Origin of the sequence: Pseudomonas sp. BW7P1 (assembly GCF_024981055.1) — a bacterium.
Taxonomy (GTDB): domain Bacteria; phylum Pseudomonadota; class Gammaproteobacteria; order Pseudomonadales; family Pseudomonadaceae; genus Aquipseudomonas; species Aquipseudomonas bananamidigenes.
Genome location: NZ_CP103374.1, coordinates 4155155 through 4173928, shown reverse-complemented (window position 1 = coordinate 4173928; position 18774 = coordinate 4155155). Strand labels below are relative to the sequence as shown.

General features: G+C 51.0%; 18 protein-coding genes. 5 read left to right on the top strand and 13 right to left on the bottom strand.

What is annotated here, in order from left to right; translation table 11 throughout:
* Positions 1 to 6 precede the first annotated feature (6 nt).
* The 4 genes from NWV16_RS18680 to NWV16_RS18660 form a co-directional block, all read right to left on the bottom strand.
* On the bottom strand, positions 7 to 1443 hold the full coding sequence (locus tag NWV16_RS18680; protein ID WP_260520266.1) for a hypothetical protein: 1437 nt from the start codon (positions 1441 to 1443) through the stop codon (positions 7 to 9).
* A 411-nt stretch (positions 1444 to 1854) separates the two neighbouring features.
* The gene (locus NWV16_RS18670; RefSeq protein ID WP_260520264.1) at positions 1855 to 2106 is read right to left on the bottom strand and encodes a hypothetical protein; all 252 of its coding nucleotides are present in this window, start codon (positions 2104 to 2106) and stop codon (positions 1855 to 1857) included.
* Between the two features lie 724 nt (positions 2107 to 2830).
* Complete coding sequence (locus tag NWV16_RS18665) at positions 2831 to 5053, bottom strand: hypothetical protein (RefSeq protein ID WP_260520263.1); 2223 nt, start codon at positions 5051 to 5053, stop codon at positions 2831 to 2833.
* Between the two features lie 129 nt (positions 5054 to 5182).
* Positions 5183 to 5398: a hypothetical protein gene (locus NWV16_RS18660; RefSeq protein ID WP_260520262.1), complete on the bottom strand. Its 216-nt coding sequence runs from the start codon at positions 5396 to 5398 to the stop codon at positions 5183 to 5185.
* 1014 nt (positions 5399 to 6412) lie between these two features.
* Between NWV16_RS18660 and NWV16_RS18655 the strand changes: the two genes are divergently transcribed.
* Both NWV16_RS18655 and NWV16_RS18650 read left to right on the top strand, forming a co-directional pair.
* Entirely contained in the window at positions 6413 to 7276 is an 864-nt protein-coding gene (locus tag NWV16_RS18655; RefSeq protein ID WP_260520261.1) for a hypothetical protein, read from the top strand.
* Entirely contained in the window at positions 7273 to 8208 is a 936-nt protein-coding gene (locus tag NWV16_RS18650) for a DUF1848 domain-containing protein (protein ID WP_260520260.1), read from the top strand. Before NWV16_RS18655 ends, NWV16_RS18650 begins: the two co-directional genes overlap by 4 nt.
* Positions 8209 to 8474: 266 nt before the next feature.
* On the opposite strand, the gene NWV16_RS18645 is transcribed toward NWV16_RS18650, so the two are convergent.
* From NWV16_RS18645 to NWV16_RS18630, 4 genes are all read right to left on the bottom strand, one after another.
* A complete protein-coding gene (locus tag NWV16_RS18645; protein ID WP_260520259.1) occupies positions 8475 to 10049 on the bottom strand; it encodes a hypothetical protein in 1575 nt (524 codons plus the stop codon).
* 160 nt (positions 10050 to 10209) lie between these two features.
* Positions 10210 to 10572 carry a hypothetical protein gene (locus NWV16_RS18640; RefSeq protein ID WP_260520258.1) on the bottom strand — a complete coding sequence of 121 codons (363 nt, stop codon included), beginning with the start codon at positions 10570 to 10572 and terminating at the stop codon, positions 10210 to 10212.
* Entirely contained in the window at positions 10569 to 11351 is a 783-nt protein-coding gene (locus tag NWV16_RS18635) for a hypothetical protein (protein ID WP_260520257.1), read from the bottom strand. Before NWV16_RS18635 ends, NWV16_RS18640 begins: the two co-directional genes overlap by 4 nt.
* A gap of 9 nt (positions 11352 to 11360) precedes the next feature.
* Entirely contained in the window at positions 11361 to 11906 is a 546-nt protein-coding gene (locus NWV16_RS18630; protein ID WP_260520256.1) for a PAAR domain-containing protein, read from the bottom strand.
* Between the two features lie 454 nt (positions 11907 to 12360).
* On the opposite strand from NWV16_RS18630, the gene NWV16_RS18625 reads away from it, so the two are divergent.
* The 3 genes from NWV16_RS18625 (at position 12361) to NWV16_RS18615 (ending at position 13858) form a co-directional block, all read left to right on the top strand.
* Entirely contained in the window at positions 12361 to 12723 is a 363-nt protein-coding gene (locus tag NWV16_RS18625) for a DUF6124 family protein (RefSeq protein WP_260520255.1), read from the top strand.
* A gap of 109 nt (positions 12724 to 12832) precedes the next feature.
* Positions 12833 to 13531 carry a hypothetical protein gene (locus tag NWV16_RS18620; RefSeq protein WP_260520254.1) on the top strand — a complete coding sequence of 233 codons (699 nt, stop codon included), beginning with the start codon at positions 12833 to 12835 and terminating at the stop codon, positions 13529 to 13531.
* A gap of 111 nt (positions 13532 to 13642) precedes the next feature.
* Positions 13643 to 13858 carry a hypothetical protein gene (locus tag NWV16_RS18615; RefSeq protein ID WP_260520253.1) on the top strand — a complete coding sequence of 72 codons (216 nt, stop codon included), beginning with the start codon at positions 13643 to 13645 and terminating at the stop codon, positions 13856 to 13858.
* 144 nt (positions 13859 to 14002) lie between these two features.
* Here NWV16_RS18615 and NWV16_RS18610 read toward each other — a convergent pair whose 3' ends face one another.
* The 5 genes from NWV16_RS18610 to NWV16_RS18590 are packed head-to-tail and all read right to left on the bottom strand — an operon-like array spanning position 14003 to position 18702.
* Positions 14003 to 14788 carry a transporter substrate-binding domain-containing protein gene (locus NWV16_RS18610; protein ID WP_260520252.1) on the bottom strand — a complete coding sequence of 262 codons (786 nt, stop codon included), beginning with the start codon at positions 14786 to 14788 and terminating at the stop codon, positions 14003 to 14005.
* A 59-nt stretch (positions 14789 to 14847) separates the two neighbouring features.
* Positions 14848 to 15711, bottom strand: coding sequence for a copper homeostasis membrane protein CopD (copD, locus tag NWV16_RS18605; protein WP_260520251.1), 864 nt, complete (start codon positions 15709 to 15711; stop codon positions 14848 to 14850).
* Between the two features lie 3 nt (positions 15712 to 15714).
* The gene (copC, locus tag NWV16_RS18600) at positions 15715 to 16089 is read right to left on the bottom strand and encodes a copper homeostasis periplasmic binding protein CopC (protein ID WP_260520250.1); all 375 of its coding nucleotides are present in this window, start codon (positions 16087 to 16089) and stop codon (positions 15715 to 15717) included.
* A 31-nt stretch (positions 16090 to 16120) separates the two neighbouring features.
* Entirely contained in the window at positions 16121 to 16978 is an 858-nt protein-coding gene (locus tag NWV16_RS18595) for a copper resistance protein B (protein ID WP_260520249.1), read from the bottom strand.
* Positions 16979 to 16989: 11 nt separating this feature from the next.
* Positions 16990 to 18702, bottom strand: coding sequence for a copper resistance system multicopper oxidase (locus NWV16_RS18590; RefSeq protein WP_260520248.1), 1713 nt, complete (start codon positions 18700 to 18702; stop codon positions 16990 to 16992).
* Between the last annotated feature and the right edge of the window lie 72 nt (positions 18703 to 18774).

Here is an 18774-nt window from a genome sequence, read left to right as displayed (position 1 = left end):
TATTATTTAATCAATCGATGGCTCGCTATAACCAATGTTGATTGTTTCAAGTTTGTCGTAGACAATGTCTCTTGAATGTTCGTTGTAACGGGCCTGGTAGAGGCTAAATTCTTTGCGTTTATGTTTTTCGCATAGTTTCTGTAAGTTTCTAATGATTTTTAGTTTGCTTTCCATGGGGGTGTTTATCCCGAAGATAACTCCCTCGAGTGAGTTAAAGTCGTAGCGTAACTTTCTCCTTTCGCTGTTATCTAAGTCATGCAGGAATGACATGAGAATTAGTCGAGATTCCTTTTCCCTATCCCACGCCTTCAGTTTTACTGTCACTGAGTGATAAAAATTTTCCCAGTAAGACTCTCTCCATTTCTCTTCGTTTTCAAACATTTCCTTAGCGCAATCACTTAGTGTTTTTCCATCACCTACAAACCATGTTTCCATTAGTACGGGGTGAGGGAGGTGGCCTAGCGATCTAAAGAAGTCCATTTCAACAAATGATTTATCGTAGGATACTTCGTGGAAGGGGCGTTTTACGGGGCTCCAGATAATACCGTTATGATCTTCCCCGCAAGGCGAAGTCAACGAAAGTGCGGGTCTGTCCTCAATCCATTCTTTTCTAAACTTTAAGCAAACGTCCTGATGGTTTCCTCCATAGCTTCCCCAGATAGAAGAATCTGAACACGAGGACATAAAGCAGGCCGTATACCAGCGCGGATACATAAGTTTTTCAATTTCTCTACAAAAAACTTCTGGATACTCAAAGATTAGGAAGAACCAGTTTTTTGGGACTTGTTCGCTTTTTAGATATCTAGCTAATAGAAGCTTTTCACTTAAATTCCGCTGAGACTTTTGAAAGTGTGATCCCAATTCTTCGGTGGAGTCTTTGTTTGCGATGATTGAATCTGTTGTTTTCTTTATGAGGATTAGTGTTCCTGGACGGTTTCCGTTTAGGATGATCGGTCTAAAAGAAATTAACTCTAATTTGTGAAGAAATTCTAAGACAACATCGAGAAAATAAAAGTGGAGAATCTGAATGTAAGAAAGCAGCTCTGGTCGTCGAGCTTTCCTGCTGGTTGAAAGACTTGAAACGTAATCTGCGATTACGGGTTCAGAAAACAATTGATCGCAGATTTCTTCGACTAGCTTGTTGAATTCGTCAGTTGCGGATCGTGCATTACAAAAAACATCAATTGGATTTTCTGAAAGCTTGTCGTTGCCATTGTTGTCGTAGCTTAGGGTGCTCCACGTTAAACATCTGGCATAGTGCTTAATTAAATTTTTCCAAACGATCTTATCGCCTTGAAAAAACACATCTCTATAACCTTCAAGTGGATCATTTAACTGTTCTGGGGATGCAAAAAATATATATTGATCCTCTAGTTCTCCTGCAGTTATGCCATCGCCGAGCAGTCTGTTTACCGGTCTGAATCTATATATAAACTCTGACATTAAAATACTATCCTTGGCGCGTTATCGTTCTACGTGTATTGATTGGTTAGCTCAAAAATATAGCAGAAGAGGTAACAGCCAAGGCCATGCAGTTCAGTAATATTTCATCCCAAACGACACCACCATGACTGTGCATAAGCGCACCCGTCGATTATCTCGATGCCAGAGATAACGAAACCCGTAACCGACATTCCTGCCAGCGAAGCGTCAACCAATGGGGGGAGCGGGTCGGGGTCTAGCGGCATGCCCACCTCGGCGCGTGCATGGTTAGACGCTCTACCCATTACGTCACACATCGTTGAATTGACCATGACGTTGCACCTGATCGCAGTGTACTGACGGCGCTCTTTCGGTGTGAGCGGAACACCGCGCAAGCGCAACGGCGTGACCAGCATATGCATGTGATGACCTCTATTCGTCTGTCTTGATGTCGTGCAACGATTCGATGGCGAAGGCCAGCGCGGCGTCGGCCAGCTCCAGGAAGTCGCATAACTCGCCATCGTCTATGACATGTTCCTGGTGCAATTGGTGGGCCTGCCTGAGCAGTGCCTTGTGATGCGTGCCCGGCCTACTCAGCAGTGCTTCTTTATCCAGCAACAGCCCTCGCCAGTTGCCCATGAGCGATGCCTGATCGGCAATGTTGCTCGCAAAATCTCGATCCATTGCATCACCTGCGCTTCTATAAATACTGTATGTACAGACAGTATATCGGTCGAGATTCCCTGCTGCAGCGGATCGCGACTGGCGGTAAACGATGCAGTCCCACGGCCCTAGGATGGTGGTTTTCTTTGGTGCCGGTTCAGCCCCGGCAAAACTTCTGGCACGAAGAAAAAATCTGACGAGAAATCACTTATCCCCCTCCCGCCGGCGGGCTTCGCATCCATTTTTTTTGCAAAGGCTGCAGTAATACAAGTCAAGGCCTTGCCCAAGCCCGCTACGGTAGGCCTGAGGCACTTTGCAATTTCACAGATTGAAATGATTTGCAAAAAAGTGAAGCGGCGTTGCGCAGCGGGCTGGTCAGGTTAAGTTAGGAGCTGATCTCTAGAATCCTTATTTGCAAGGGGGCGTCGTCTGAAAAAGTGAGTTTCATTGAGTTTTTCTTTTCTCAATGGCTCGCATCCAAACAGTTTTGAACGCCTTTCAGGACACGTATTGAGTTTACTCAAAAGCCCGGCTCAGCTGGCTTACGGAGCGTTTTGTAAAATTACAGAAGTGTTCAATGGTTAGAGGTGATTCAAATGGCTGCAACCGACTCAAAGCTCATATAGACCTAATGGAGGTTCTGGCACAAGCTGACTGTAAAGACATACGGGTACGTCTAGAAAATCAGGAGCTTTGAGGTGAACTCTTCGCTTGGAATGTTGCGGTCGCAAGATGGTATTCATTGTTAATCATTCCCATCCAATAAGGCTGCTATTTCTAATAGAAGCGTTGAAAGAGCTGCTTGGTCACGCTGAGCTAAAACATTATCTATTTTTGAGAATATCATTCCACGGTGACGGTATGCTCCAGCCTCTCGTCGTAACTCTCGCGCCGAAGATTGACGAAGATCTAATGGCGGTGAACTTGGCTTGGCCAAGGCCGTTTTTATTTTTTGCTTAAGGCTATCTACATTGCCTTGTTTTTGATCTAAAGATAGTCCGCATAGCCCGAGAATTGAGCGCGTAAGAATTCCCCAACCATTTTGGTGCTGTCCTCCTTTCATTGCCCACTGTAAAAGAAGGTCCTCTGCTGAAGTGTAGTAATCTTCACTATTCCACTTCAGTCCCGTTAAGGCTGCATCAAAGATTATCTCAGTTACAGAAGAGTTTTCTGCAAATCGCACAGATTCAACGTCGTCAGGTAACCATGAAATAGTCGATATAAGGCGAATCGCATGGTTGCAAAGATTTTCTTTTTCGTGCTCGTCACAAGCAGGCGAGTTTGCAGTGGCCAACAACATTTCAGATATTCCTGAAGCCCAGTGCAGGAGGTCAAATGTGAGTCCTGATCTTTTGTTTACGGCTTTCAAAAGAAGTTCTTTGTGCGAAAGGTAGATTTGATCTGCCCAGATTTCAATATTTCCAATGATTCTGATGGCGTTTTCGTTATCAGCTGGAGAGTTTAAAAGTTCATTGATGAGATGAGCAAGTTTGTGTCGGAGCGAGTTTGTGCTGGCGCTAGAATAATAGGGTGCTAGGTTACTGCTATGAATTGATGTCAAAGAATTGCTTGGGACTTCAAGAAAATTTAAAGCTGCGCTTTTTATTGCAGATCGAATTTCGGCTACAGGATAGCGTATGTCATCCTTGGCGTTAACAAGCAGTTCAAAAGTAATTGTTGAAAGCTGCTCAAAAGCCGTCAATGTTACAGGTCTGAAATCAGCTTTGACCATCCCGGTATAAGAAATCAAAGCTATCTTATTTGCCAGTGAAATAATTTCGGGCGAACTCGTAGAGGTTAACATTGCTTGTGCGGATTTACCCATGAGCCTTAGCCCTTCCATCAGCACATCGGGCATGTTGTGTGGTATGACGGATTCGACAGCAGACTCAAGATAGCCAGAGGCCAACCCGGCATGCTTCTTTGAAGTGTTTCTTCCTGGGTAGTCAATGCCCAAGTAAACACCGAGCACAGAAGCAATACCTCGAAGAGTATTCTCAGCCAATTGCTCATCCCCCCTTGAGAGGGCCATACGCATCATTTGTCGAAAACACTCCAGTGTGGAGTTTATAAAACCATCGGTCGATCCAGGTGTTTGTATGAGTAAATTGTCTCCAATGAAAGTCCTGTTTTTCACACCACAATAAGTAGCGTTTATCAGCATTACACCGTTGATTGCGCTGTCAGCGACCTCATGATCACCAACTTCAGAAAAGCGTTGAGCATACGATATTGAATATTGTACAGCTTGTCGCGCGTTACGATCCCAGCCAGCGTTTATCTGAAAAAATCTAGCCTTCGCGGAGTCGAATTGAATTTCATTAATGTCCGCAGCGGCGTCGGGATGTACCTGAAGATTCTGTATAAGCAGACGTGCTTTTTCAGCTCTGCCTTCCCAACGCGTAAGCTCCTTTGTTATTTGCTTTGTCATGATGGAAAGTTGAGCTATCGGACTGATCAACAAAAGGGCACGGCGATAGGAGAGAATGAAAAGACTGAGAATTAACACTATCGCCCAAATGGTAATTGTAATCGCTAAGGTGGCTAGTTCTGATGATGGGATTAGGGAAAGTGATCCAACTGTGAGTGCGCTCAGAAACGAGGTTAGGAAGTTGCCGAGTAATATCCAATCTGAGCTTAGACGTTTAAAGAGACCGTGGGGCATACGCTCCACGTTTACCTGCATTGCAAATAAAATCAACGAAAACGCGATAGCTGTTGCACCTATCAACGCACTGCTGGTTCCCGCCAGTAGTGATTTGAGCGCAGCTAGGTTTTCTGGAATTATGAAGAATCCGTTAGAAGCGCGTTGCAATGCTGGAACCATAATTAGCGTGGTGCCAAAAGCTATAGCTGCAATTGTAGTAAGTAATTTGAATCCATGCTGTCCTGACCATTTCACCAGAGTGCCTTTGGCATGAACCAGCCGTAGCGAAGTCCGGGCATATGCCAGTTTTAACCTACTCATTTTACTCGACGCCGTCATAGTGCCTCTAAGTGCATTTTTGTTTCTATAGAGCTAGATAGAGCTGTGCTCAAATTTTTTCTCTGTTCGTCTACATGCAGAATGAGGGCTTCACCTCGGGCGGTTCACAAGTTAGTCCTTTTCAAGGTTTCTCAATCGTGCTAGGCCTTGATTGATAAACCCCGCATTTTCCCCAATTCGCTCGAGTGCCACGCGGGCATTCTCCCCCACGGTCTTGTATCCCTGTTGCTCGACCAATAGCACCAACTCCATCAACGCGGCTTCAAGCCCAAGCTGGTTTTCGTACATTTTTTCGAGGACGACGGAAAGGGAATATTCGCTGGCCATGTATTCGACTCCATTCGGAAAGCATGAAGCATAGCAGGGCACCTGTGCTGGCCAATTTCAGTTCGAGGCTGGGAGAAAGGTAATTTTGGTAAGACGGTGCGAAAAACTGGCTGCAGCCCTTATAGACCGTGGCTTTGAGATATTACCTTTGAAGGTAATATTTGGTAAGGCTGGAGGTAATATTTCACCAAGTGACTGATTTTAAAGGGGTTCGTAGGTGGGTGAAATTACTACGACTAAGGGTAATTTTCTAACCTCCCTATTACCCTATTATTACCTTTGCTATATCTACCTAACCTACTGATTTTATTGGATATTCGTGGCTATAAAAAAGAAAATTACCAAAATTACCTTTTTCCCAGGGGTCAACCTGAAAACGGGGGAAGGCGTGAAAGGGGGGATCGGCCGGCTTTCCTTGCACGCGGTTTAATTCTCACGAAGCCCGCCTGAGCCGACGATAGACAGTGCCAGGATTGGAGCCGAGAACCGCTGCTTAAAATTTGCTAACGCAGTCGGCAGAGGGGATGGGACAAGGAGGGAGAAGAACAGAGCTGGTACGCAAGTGGTACGCGGGATGGTGGTGAAGCGTTTGGGCCTTTATTTGCGGGATGTAAAAACGGAGTCAGTCCGATCCATCATCGGCGCGACGGAGAAACGGCGGGAGAGTGGAGCGGGTGTGGCGGTGATTGGGGGCATTGGGGGTACGGAATCGGTGTGGCTGGGAGGTGGGGGAGTTTATCAGGAATGGGAGGGACGGGTTTGGGGGTATCTGAACGGCGTCTAGGAGAGGTCTCGCTTGAGGGAGTTGAACGATCAGTATCAAAAATAATTCCCTCCGCTCCTTCACTGCTTGGATTGAATGGCATGGAGGGGCGAGTGTTTGCTGATTTAGTTTGGTGGTGATAGACGGGCAACCGAACCTTATTGGTGCATTTTTGCTTGTCGGCACGGCTGGACTATTTTTCTCTCGGATAGTAGCTTTGTGATATCAACAAGCCCTAGAAAAGGATATCTATGAAGGTCAGTCGCGATTTTATCGATGAAATGGTGATGTCGTACCACGAATCATTTGTGAAAGGAAAAAACTGGTGCAAAATTGCCACGCTTGCCCCAGTAAACGAATCTTATAAGTACTTGTCGTATCAAAAGCTTTATGCGCTTAGGTTTATTCCTGCGTACTATTTTGAATATTGCGCTTTAGCTGATGAGTTGTGCACTCGTCTAAATGAACTGAAAGTTAAGTCCGTTACAGTTGCGTCATTGGGGTGTGGGTTGTGTCCAGACTATTATGCACTCAATGACAATATGAAAGGTGTTGAGTTTGATTATGTTGGTTTTGATAGGGTGCATTGGTCTACACGAAGATTAATGCCTGATACAGGAGAAAATTTCACTTTTGATGTGAGGTTTGCTCATGCCTTAGAAAGTGAGGAGATAAGTAGCTTTGATGTTTTTGTTTTTCCAAAGTCTATAAGGGATATTGCAGAAAGTAGCGATGGTGCTTTAGAGCGCTTGGCGCAGTCCTTGGCTGGGACTTCGAAAAAACGAATCTACTTTATGAATTCATTTGTTTGTACTAAAGGTCAGCGTTCTCTAGATGTGGATTTTTTTAACGTTATTCACGAGGCGCTTGTTGGTGTTGGTTTTGAATGTCTAAATGATCATGAGCAAACGTATTTTAAGGAGCATCCTTATACAAAGGCTCCGTACGCAGCATTGAACACGATAAATCGAAATTTTGTTTATCCAAATGAAGGGCGTATAGTGTGTCCTAATGTTGGCGAGATGGATGAGTGTGGTGTGTGTAATGTTATTAAAAGTCCGATATTTAGCAATGAGTTTATGGACTACCAGCTCTTGGAGTATGTAAGGGGATGATAATTAGTGCGAGTAGGCGAACTGATATTCCAGCATTTTATGCTGATTGGTTTGCGAACAGAATACGGGAAGGGTTTCTTCTGGCGAGAAATCCTTTCAATGCAAAACAAATTTCAAGAGTCTCGCTTCTTGAGAAAGATGTTGATGTTATTGTGTTTTGGACTCGTAATGCTTCTCGCTTGATGAGGTACTTAAGTGATTTTGATAATAGAGGATTGAAATATTATTTTCAGTACACAATTACTGGATATCCGCGAAATCTCGAAAAGGCGGTGCCTAAGCCTTATGATGCAGTAAGGCAGTTTGTTCAATTAAGCGATATGGTAGGCGCCAATAAGGTGGTTTGGAGATATGATCCTATATTGCTATCCAATATGGTTCCGATAGATGAACATAAAAGGCTCTTTCTTAAACTGGCCCAGTTGCTCGAAGGAAAGACCAAGCGGGTAGTTATAAGTTTTTCAGATTTTTATAAAAAAACGGAGAAGAACCTTTCTCAAGTAAATGGTTTGATTTATAGTGATATTGTACAGCAGGGTGAGCTTTTGTTGGATCTGGCAAAATATATGGCTGATGCTGCATTGCAACATGGTATGGCGATTCAGAGTTGTGCTGAGCATGTGGATACTAGTTTAGTTGGAGTTCCTCATGGGAAATGTATAGACGACAAGCTTATAGAGGAACTTTTTGGCATTGTCATGAGCGCAAAAAAAGATGCTGGACAGCGTGAGGCTTGTGGCTGTATCAAAAGCATCGATATAGGTATGTATAATACGTGTCTTCATGAGTGTTCATATTGCTACGCGACATTCAGCAAAGATCTTGTAGTAGCTAATAAAAGAAAGCATGATCCTTACAGTCCATTCTTGATTGGAGGTGTTGAGGGGGTTGATGAAAAGCTACTTTTTGAGGTTCAGCAATCACTGTTTTAATGATGTAATTTATTAGTGTTTTAACTGGCAGGCTTATGATGAGTGTGTAAAGTTTCCATTTTTCTAGAGTCAAAAAAGGCGAATTTACTTGTTTTAGAAAAAGTGGAAGGATTTATTTTTTTTGGATTTCTAGGTGGTAAATAAATCTGTCCCCATTGTTTACCATTGTTTATTGACTGAGCCGGTCAGTACGGACGCTCGATGGTGGAGGGCTGTCCTGAATAGTGTTAATTCTTAAAAAATAATCCAAAGTGTAGAAATATAAATTAAATTCCGAATGCCCTATTTGATAGTTCTTTGATAAATTTAAGGCTGTCTTGATTTTGGATTGCAGCAGCCGCCAAGGAAATAATTGCGACCACTAAGGCGCTGATTGTTAGAATTTCCATTCTTTGTTGAGCCTTAATGCTTTCTCGAACGCTGATAATGCTTGAGAGCTGTTCGAAATGCTCTCGCAAAGAGTGCTCTTCACTGATGACTTGATTTGAAAGAGTTTTGGTGTGGCCACAAAGTTCTTCTGCTATTGTGCGGTCAGTACCACCTTTCCGCCAATTTGGGGCAGTAAATTTAGTGCAGTCGTGTTGGAAATTTCCCAAAAAATCCGAGCGGCTTTTAAGTTCCGCTGCAATCGCAGGTGTACCTAATGATCGATCAAAAAATGCCTGAATGTTCTCCAGTGCTTTTAGCCCTTTTCCCCTGCCTACCTTTTGAATCTCCAAGGACGCTCGACTTAACCTCAAATCCTTCAGAGCTTCCGTTAAAAAGCCAACGCTCGCAAAATTACTAATTATTCCTGTCACTAGCTCTCCACAGTAGGAGATGTATACTGAATCAGATCGTGCTCCCCTATGTTCTATGGCTTCATCAGTGATCTTAGATTTGCACATTGATACTATCAGATGAAACTTATCGCCTTGGCGTCCGTCGGGGCCACTTGTGAAACTGGTGCCGTCAGGGCCATCCCATACATCATATTTTGAGGCGCGCGATATAGTTTCTCTCCAGCTTTCACCTGCGCTAAATCTTGTTTTATCATTAGGAAATAGCGGTTCGGTTAGCGTTGTAATTAGTTCTGCCGTGGGTAAGCGTTGAATATCAGTTTTGCAAAAATATCCGGGTAGCTGCGAGCGAAACCAAGACTGTGCGAAATTGCGAACCTCAACTCTGGCTCTGTCGATAGCACGTCCTTTAAGTTCTGGAGGCGATATTCTCATCACACTCCATCTAGACGCTCGCTCATAACGCCCCACTCTCTTTTTGTTTAATTCAGTCTCGTAAGCTCTGGATGCTTTCTCTTTAAGTGCAAAACCAATAACTACACAAGTTAAGGCTGGTGTAATCTGGAAGATTTCTACCATCAAGTATTTTACGTCCTCCGGAATTTCGAGCTCGTTTGTTGGCAGGAGGTATTTGCCTCTGTCTTTACGGTTTGTAACTATCCCTACGTTATACCACCCGCCTAATCCATATAAGCGCTGCCGATGGATCCATTCAGCCGCGTTGTCACGTTTAATTCCCCCAGCACCAGCGCTCCATCCCCATCGCGATAGAATTTCGCAGAGGTGGCCCGTTTCGGATGGTCCATAAACTTCTGCACCCCACACAACCTGAATGCGCAGCTCCTCCCCCTCAGGGAGCGAACAATCAAGGTTGGTTTGGATATCTCTAGTTTGATAATAGTCCGTATCAGTTTTTGAAAAACGCGGAATGATATTGGGAAATAACCAGTGAGCGCGCCATAGCACTAGTCGAGTTTTCTGAATGCTCCACTCTTTAAGTTTTAATAAAGTCACGGCGCCCTTAGCTTTCTTAAGGCTGTCTGCTATGGAGAGTTTCGGCATTGACATCTGTCTCCGATGTAACACATAAATAATGTCGAGTGTCTTTGTATTGAATTTGTGCTTATTTGTACGGTGCTGCAGTTTAATTGTATCCGCTAAAGGGGGCGGATTTATATGCTATATAGGTGATAAATTGATCAGTCATCTATTGTTCGCTATTTTATTCTCGATTGGTGTTTTGATACTGGCTTTCTATGTTTGTCCAGATGTATGCGTATCTACTCTTCAGCCACTTCACCAGAAAAGCATTGCTTTTCCCTTTGAGCCAGCTATTCTTTTTTGTCTCTAACATTTTTTCAATGTCACCTTCCAGTTCTTCCCTGTTAAAGCAGAGCCAGATAGTGGGAAGCGTACTTTCAAGGTTTGAGTGGCAAACAGGAGCAATCTCTTCGAATAGGATGCGTTTTACTTCATCTCGATCGAATTCTCTTGTCCTTCGTGCAATCGCAGCATAGTCGACCTCGTTATCAACAAAAGCATCGGACAACGCCCAGCGCACATCCGCTCTTTGTTGCTTTGTCATAGAACTTCCCATTTGGAAAATTCCTCCAGTTCTTCATCAAAGGTGTCGGCTACTGCGCTACCAGCAATTCCTCCCACAATACTTCCTGCCAGTACAATTGCGACAGCGCAAGCAAGGGCACCAGGGCCGCAAAATGCGGAGACGCCCAAGCCTGCCAGTCCACCGCCAGCGGCGCCGCCGCCGATGATAATGCCTTGTCGGGCCGTTTCCTTTACTTTGTTGTCTGCGTTCATGATTTCATATACGGCGAAAGTCGCAGTTACCAATAAACCGACCTTTCCCATTATTCTTAATTTTTGAGTTCCCTTGCTTACCGGGGCGTTATCACGGCCTGCTGAATCAAGAATTTCGTAATAGACTTTGCTCTTTTGTTCTGGAGTCAATTTGTTGTATTCGACGTTTGCCGTTTTGAGTGCGTACTTGTCCAGTGTGTCCTGTAACGTCGGAGGTAATCGTTTCTTCCGTTCGGCGAAGGCCACACCTTGTGCCGAGGTGAATTTTCGATGCTCCACTAGGATTCTGTTTCGCATTTCCTGGCAAAACGCTGCGCCTTCTTGGGCGCTGAGCTTTCCTGCGGCGACTTCGGCTTTTGTTTCCAATGACATGCGCTTAATGTTGCTCATGTAGTTGCTGCGTACTTTTGCATCCGATATGGCATCTAAAGAAAATCTTGTGGCGGCCCCTTCCATACCTGCAATCGCTATATCCAAAGGCGAGTTTTCGAGTTCGTGTGCTTTCTGAACAACGTAGCTTCCCGTTACGAGCAATGGCTCAGTCATGAAAAATCCTTATTTCAATGATGCATTGAATAACGTATCGAAGATTGAGCCGGCCGTTGATTCTTCTTGGGAGCCGAACTCTAGCTTTTGGCAGACTTTTCCACGGATGTTGAGAAATTTCACAGTGTTGGTGATATCAAAATTTCCGGATTGGGTAGAACCATCTTCGAAATGTGCAATGCAGTTCATGCCCAGATAAGACTCAGAACCGGGAATGGTGAAGCTGATCCATCTAGGATGAATGATCATCGGCGTCGGTGGCGTAAACGGCGCAGGCGTATGTGAGTCGCCGATAATCACCGTTCCCGATCCACCGATCACAACGTCTCCATGTGAACCTACTGTGCCGACCAACGCGGCATTTTTGCCGTTGATGAATACCGTGCCGGATACGGCCGAGGCCAGTGCGCTGCCGCAGGTGCAGGTGTCGCCCATTCGGGCGGCGGCAAGTCCGTCGAAGAACACGTCGGGGGATCCGGAGGCGATGGCTTTGGGGCCGTGTCCGGGCATGGGGCAACTGGTGGGATCGGTGAGGCGTGCGGCGGGCTTTGCCATGATTGACTCCCTGTCAATGAATTAGCCGAGACGGACTGTATCAGACTTGCTTTGGCGGGTGTCTGACGGCGACTTGCTCGGCGTATGTCGCCAATCTAAACAGAGAAATCCAAGAGTGTTTAAATGACGCTCTCTGACACGACTTTGGCCCTACACATCCTTGCGCCACCCCCTACACCTAAGACAGAATCCGCCGGCTTGTGCGTCTAGGTCGCGGGTTTTATCGTTCCTGGGTCACTGAAAACCAGTGATCGGGTTTGGTAGCCCGAGTGTTAGATGTACAGCGTCACCGTCTCCGGTCGTGCTTTCGATTGGTGTCCATGGTGGTCATGTACAGGGCGTCTTCGGGCGCGCCGGCTCCTAACACCCGGCCTACCAACCTGTTCATGGCCGCCACCCTTCGTTTGGTAGCGAAAGGGTGAAGCCTTCACTAAGAGTGTTAGGAGTTTCATCCATGATCAAACCAACCCCAAACCCACCCGAAACCGATCCGGTTTCACCTTATCAATTCCCAGATTCCAAAAAACTCAACGAAGCCGCCGAACGCGCCCTCGACCATTACCTCACCCCGCAACAACGCGTCATGGGCAGTCACACCGAACACGACCCCATGTTCCTGGCCAACCCGGCCTACACCAGCGAATCCCTGTTGGCCAATGCCTGCGAGTCCCTCGATTCCGCCAGTGAAATGCTCAGCAACTTCGCCGCGATCCTGGAACCCGGTCATCGCAGAACGGCGCTGGGCATCGCGCAGGTGGTAATGGTCGCGGGGCTGGCGGTGAATCAGGCGCTGGATCACGTCGAGCCGAAGTCGTAAGTGCGGGCACCTTCCGTGGCGAATGCCGCCACGGGAGGGCCGTGTTTCTTCAGAATTCTTCAATGCTGACGACAACTTGCCCATTCCACTCCGCGTCTTTGAGTTGTTCATGAAAAAACTAGTTGTCGTGATGTTCGCCGTCCTGTTTCTCGCAGGCTGTGCCAATCAGAAGTTCAAACCCGAATACCGCACCCAGATCCACACGGTGAAAGTCCTTCCGGTGACCTGGAGCTTCAAGGAAATGACCTACATGGGCCGCGAGCAGGCCTGGGGCGCTGCAATCGGGGCCGGTGTCGGTGCGGGTGTCGGGATGGCGTCCCATGCCGGGAAGCTGGGTACGGCGGCGCTCAGCGGGGCCGGGTTTGCGGCGGGGTTGAAGGCCGGGGACCTGGCGTCGATGTCCACGGTCGAGGCGATTCAGTACAACATGACGAGTGCCGATATCGACCTCGGCAAACTGGTCAAGAAGGGCTTCGAGGATCAACTGGCGGCCAGCGGTCGTTTCAAGATCGTCGCCGATGACGAGCCCGCCGATGCGCAGATCGAGTTGACGGTGGTTACCTGGGGCTTTGCGCTGACGCAAGGTTTCAGCAGTGTGGTGTATCCGACGATTGCCGTGAACGGTGCCCTGAAGCGGGGCGATGAGTTGATCTGGCAGCGCAAGGAGCCGATCACTCCGTTCAACGGCGCCAACACCTATGGTTACGAGCCGCTGCGCTATCGAACCGAGCCGGAGCTGGTCCGTGAGGCGTTGACCGGTATCTCGCAGATTGCCGGCACTTACCTGGTCAAGGATCTGAACGAGTAATCACGGGTTTCGCTGAACCCGCGCTGTCGATGGCGAAAGTTTCATGTTGTCGGCGCGCGCGGGCGCCTAGGATGCAGCGATAAGATCGTTTCATCCCAGGGGAGCCGTGCCATGAGTGCCAATGTCGTCAAAGTGCTGTTGATCGCCACCACTGTCTCGGTTCTAAGCGCCTGTTCCGGCTCCGGTGGCTTGACCACCACCAGTTGTTTCTCCTCGGATTGCCAGTCGCCGGAAGGCCGCGCCAGCGCCAATACGCTGAAGTTCGGCGGCACCGGTATCGGTGCTAGTCTCAACCAGTACAGCTCCGGCATGTTGCATGATGATTGATGGTTCAAGACTGAACTTGTGGTGAGGGAGCTTGCTCCCGCCGGGCGCGCAGCGACCCTTGTTTTACCTTGTAAGCAGGGGGCCTGCTGCGCAGTCCAGCGGGAGCAAGCTCCCTCACCACAGTGTTATTGGCAGGCCTCGTTTTTACTGCGGCCCCGCCAGCCACTCGCCAATCACCTTCTGATACTTCCCGGTGACCTTGCTCAGGTGCAGCCACTGATCGACATACAGCTTCCAGCTCATGTCATCACGCGGCAGCAGGTAGGCCTTTTCCCCGTATTGCATGAACTGCTCCGGGTTGACCGCGCATAAACCGGGTTTCTGTTTCTGCTGATACCGCGCCTCGGAAGCGTCGGTGATCATCACGTCGGCCTTGTTGTCGAGCAGTTGCTGGAAGATCGTCACGTTGTCGTGCAGGGCCAGTTGCGCCTTGGGCAGGAAGGCGTGGACGAAGGCTTCGTTGGTGCCGCCGGCGGGTTCGACCAGGCGCACGTTCGGCTGGTTGATCTGCTCGACGGTCTGGTACTTGGACTGGTCGGCGCAACGCACCAGCGGGATCTTGCCGTCGACGTCGAGGGTGTTGCTGAAGTAGGCCTTTTTCTGCCGTTCCAGGGTCACCGAAATCCCGCCCATACCGATGTCGCATTTGCCGGCCTGCATGTCGGGCATCAGGGTTTTCCAGGTGGTCTGCACCCACTGGACCTTGACGCCGAGGCTGTCGGCCAGCGATTGCGCCATGGCGATGTCGATGCCTTCGAAACCGCCGTCTTCGCGTTTGAAGGTGTAGGGCTTGTAGTCGCCGGTGGTGCAGACGCGCAATTGGCCTTGTTGTTGGATGGTGTCCAAATGTGAGGCGGGTTCTTGCGCATGGGCGGTGCCGGCCAGCGCCAGCAGACCGCAGAAGATCATCGTGTTTTTTCGAATGGTCATTGTGATCGGGCTTGTGCAGTGGGAGTGCGGGCCAGTGTAGTGAAAGGGTTTGCCGGGTGTCATCCCGCGTCCGGCCCGAGCGTTCCCAGCCACGCCACCAGTGCCACGATCAACAGCGCCATCCCGAGTTCCACTGACACGCTTCGGCGCAGCGCGTTGGCGGCGACTTGATGCTGGCCGTCGCGCAACGATTGTTCCAGCGACGGGCCAAGGTGAAAGCGGTTCAGTGCCGCCAGCACCAGCATGCCTGCAAACAGCAAGACCTTGATGGCCAGCAGTATCCCGTAGGTGCCGAGCAGGATTTCGCCCAGCTTCGGGCCGACGATGAACAGGTAATTGAGCACGCCGGTCACTGAGAGGATGAGCACAATCGCCGCGCCCACGCCTTCGAAACCTTTGACGGTATCGGCCAGCGAACGAATGCGCGCTTCACTGAGCAGAGCGTCGAGCCGCGACATCAACACCAGCGCCAGCATGGTGCCCATCCACGCCCCCGCCGCGAGCAGGTGCAGGATGTCGCTGAGCAGGTGCCAGGCGCCATCCATCGCACCGTGCCCGCTCCAGGCCAGAGAGGCGAGGGCGAGTGCGCCGGCCATCGACGCCAGCCACAACCCCGGCCAGGTCACCACGACCACCAGCGCAACCATCCGCACCGCCCACGCCAGCCCGACATCGGTCTCGAACAGCATCATTTGCAGATGCGGCCACAGCGCAGCGAGTTCGGTTTCGCCACTCATGGTACGGGTCATCAGTACCAGTCCCGTCACGGACAGCACCGCCCCGATCAACGCCATCCCGCGCAGCATCGGCCGAAACCGCAGCATCGCGCCAACGTTGTACAACCCGAACAACGCCACCCCGAACAACAGCAGCAAATCCACATACAACGCCATCCGCAGGAGGATGTTGATCAGGTCGGCCATCGATCATTTCACTTTGAACGTGACGTTGCCGGTGATCGGGTGCGTGTCCGACGACACCGCGCGCCATTCGACTTGGTAGGTGCCGGCGGGCAGGGGTGAGAGCGGGGTGACGAGCATGGTTTTCGGATCGCTGCCGGCGCTGACCTTGGCCTTCATGGGCATGGGCGAGTGGGCCATGCCGGGCATTTCGGTCATCACCAGTCTGGCGCCGGAGAACTGGGTCATCAGGTTCTCGGAAAAGTGCAGTTCGATCTTCTCCGGTGGTGCGCCGTCCGCGCCTTCGGCCGGGGTCGACGACAGCAGTTTCGGGTGGGCCTGTGCCAGGGTACTCAGGAACAAACCGCTGGCGAGAACGAGGGAGATTTTCAGTGTGCGCATGCAAGACCTCTATGTTGTTTTTTGAAGGGATTCAGAACCACAGCCGCACGCCAAGAACGAGTCGCGCTTCGCTGCGATCCTCGCCTTCTTCCCGTGCGTAATCGGCGGTGTTGCCGTAGGTGCGATTCCAGGTCACGCCGATGTACGGCGCGAATTCACGGCGGATTTCATAGCGCAGACGCAAGCCGGCCTCGGTGTTCGACAGGCCGGAACCCAGGCCTCGTTGCGGATCGTTTTTTCCGTAGACATTGAGTTCGGCGGTCGGCTGCAGGATCAGGCGATTGGTCAGCAGGATGTCGTAGTCGCCCTCCAGCCGTACCGCGCTCTGGCCGTTTTCGCCGAGGAACGCCGTGGCTTCGGCTTCGAAGTTGTACAGCGCCATGCCCTGCACACCGAATGCGGCCCAGGTTTGCGGGGCGCCGGGTTTGAAGTCCTGGCGCACGCCGCTGACCACGTCCCACCACGGCGAAATCGCATGGCCCCACAGCGCCTGGATTTCCGCCTCTTCGGTCTTGCCGTTGCTGCGTTCGCCCTCGGAGCGCAGCCACAGGCGATCGATGTCGCCACCGATCCAGCCGGACACATCCCAGGCCAGGGTGCTGGCGTCGTCGCCGTTCTGCCATTCGAGTTTGTCGGCGAGAAAGTAAGAGTTAAGGGCGCTGTCGTGGATCTGATGTCCGGCGTGGCTGGTGAACACGGCGGCACGGTCAGCGTCGGTCAGCGCCGGGATCGGCGTGCGGCTTTCGGTTGGCGCGGCGGGCTGCATCATGCCGTCGTCCATGCTTTGCAGATCGCCCATCTGGCTGTGATCCATGCCCTGCATGTCACCGGCGGCGAAGGCCTGGGACATCGACAGGAGCGACAACGAAAACGCGGCAAATCGAGTCATGGTCGGCGTCCTCATTCTTCCACCCGCACTTCACGGAACATGCCCATCTCCATGTGGTAAAGCAGGTGACAGTGATAGGCCCAACGGCCGAGCGCATCGGCGGTGACGCGGTAAGTGCGGCGGGTGCCGGGCGGCATGTCGATGGTGTGTTTGCGCACCTGGAAATTACCGTTTTCGTCTTCCAGATCGCTCCACATGCCGTGCAGGTGGATGGGGTGGGTCATCATGGTGTCGTTGACCAGAATCAGGCGGATGCGCTCGCCGTATTTCAGGCGCAGGGGCTCGGCGTCGGAGAACTTGATGCCGTTGAACGACCAGGCGAATTTCTCCATGTGGCCGGTCAGGTGCAGTTCGATCGTGCGGTCCGGGTCGCGGCCGTCGGGGTCTTCGAAGGTGCTGCGCAGGTCGGCGTAGGTCAGTACGCGGCGACCGTTGTTGCGCAGGCCGAGGCCGGGGTCGTCGAGCTTCGGCGCGGTGGTCATGGCTTGCATGTCCACCAATGGGTTGTCCTTTTCACTGGCGGGATGCGACTGCATCGGGCCCATGTTCATGCCGGCGTGATCCATGCCACTCATGTCGCTCATGTCCATCGAACCATGATCCATGCCGCCCATGCCCATGTCGGCCATGGTCACCAGCGGTCGCGGGTCCGGCGCGGGCACCGGGGCCGACAAACCGGCGCGGGCGGCGAGGGTGCCACGGGCGTAGCCGGTGCGGTCCATGGCCTGGGCGAACAGGGTGTAGGCGTCGGCGGCGGGCTCGACGATCACGTCATAGGTTTCCGCCACGGCGATGCGCAGCTCATCGACGGTCACCGGTTTGACATGCAGGCCGTCGGCGGCGACCACGGTCATTTTCAGGCCGGGAATGCGCACGTCGAAGTAGGTCATGGCCGAGCCGTTGATCAGCCGCAGGCGCAGTTTTTCGCCGGGGCGGAACAGCCCCGTCCAGTTGCCATCGGGAGCGTGGCCGTTCATGAGAAAGGTGTAGGTGGCGCTGCTGACATCGGCGATGTCGGTGGGATTCATCTTCATCTGCGCCCACATCGTGCGATCGGCGACGGTGGCGCCCCAGCCTTTTTCGCTGACGTCCTGGATGAAATCGCCGACGGTGCGCTTGTGGTAGTTGTAGTAGTCGGACTGCTTTTTCAGGGTCTTCATCAGGCTGGCCGGGTCTTCGTCGGTCCAGTCGCTGAGCATCACCACATGCTCGCGGTCGTACTGGAACGGCTCCGGTTCCCGGGCGTCGATCACCAGAGGCCCGTAAACGCCGGCCTGTTCCTGCAACCCGGAATGGCTGTGATACCAGTAGGTGCCGTGCTGGCGGACCTTGAATTGATAGACGTACACGCCACCCGGCTCGATGCCCTTGAAGCTCAGGCCCGGCACGCCGTCCATGTTGGCCGGCAGCAGAATGCCGTGCCAGTGGATCGAGGTGTCCGCCTTGAGCCGGTTGCGCACCCGCAGGGTCACGGTGTCGCCTTCGCGCCAGCGCAGCAGGGGACCGGGGACGCCGCCGTTGATGGTCATCGCGGTACGTGGCTGGCCGGTGAAATTGACCGGGGTTTCGCCGATGAACAGCTCGAAGTCGGTGCCGGTCAGTTCGTTGAGCGGGCCGGAACCGTTCAAGGCCCAGACCGGGGCGCGCCACAGGCCGAGGCCGCCGAGCAGACCGCCGGCGGCCAGGCCTTTGACGAAGGTGCGTCTAGAGGTGTTGGAAAGCATGCGCTGGAAATCCCCGTTTGACCAATGACGGGGAGGCTAACCAGCGGCAGCTTTCAGTTGGCTGAGGCGCGG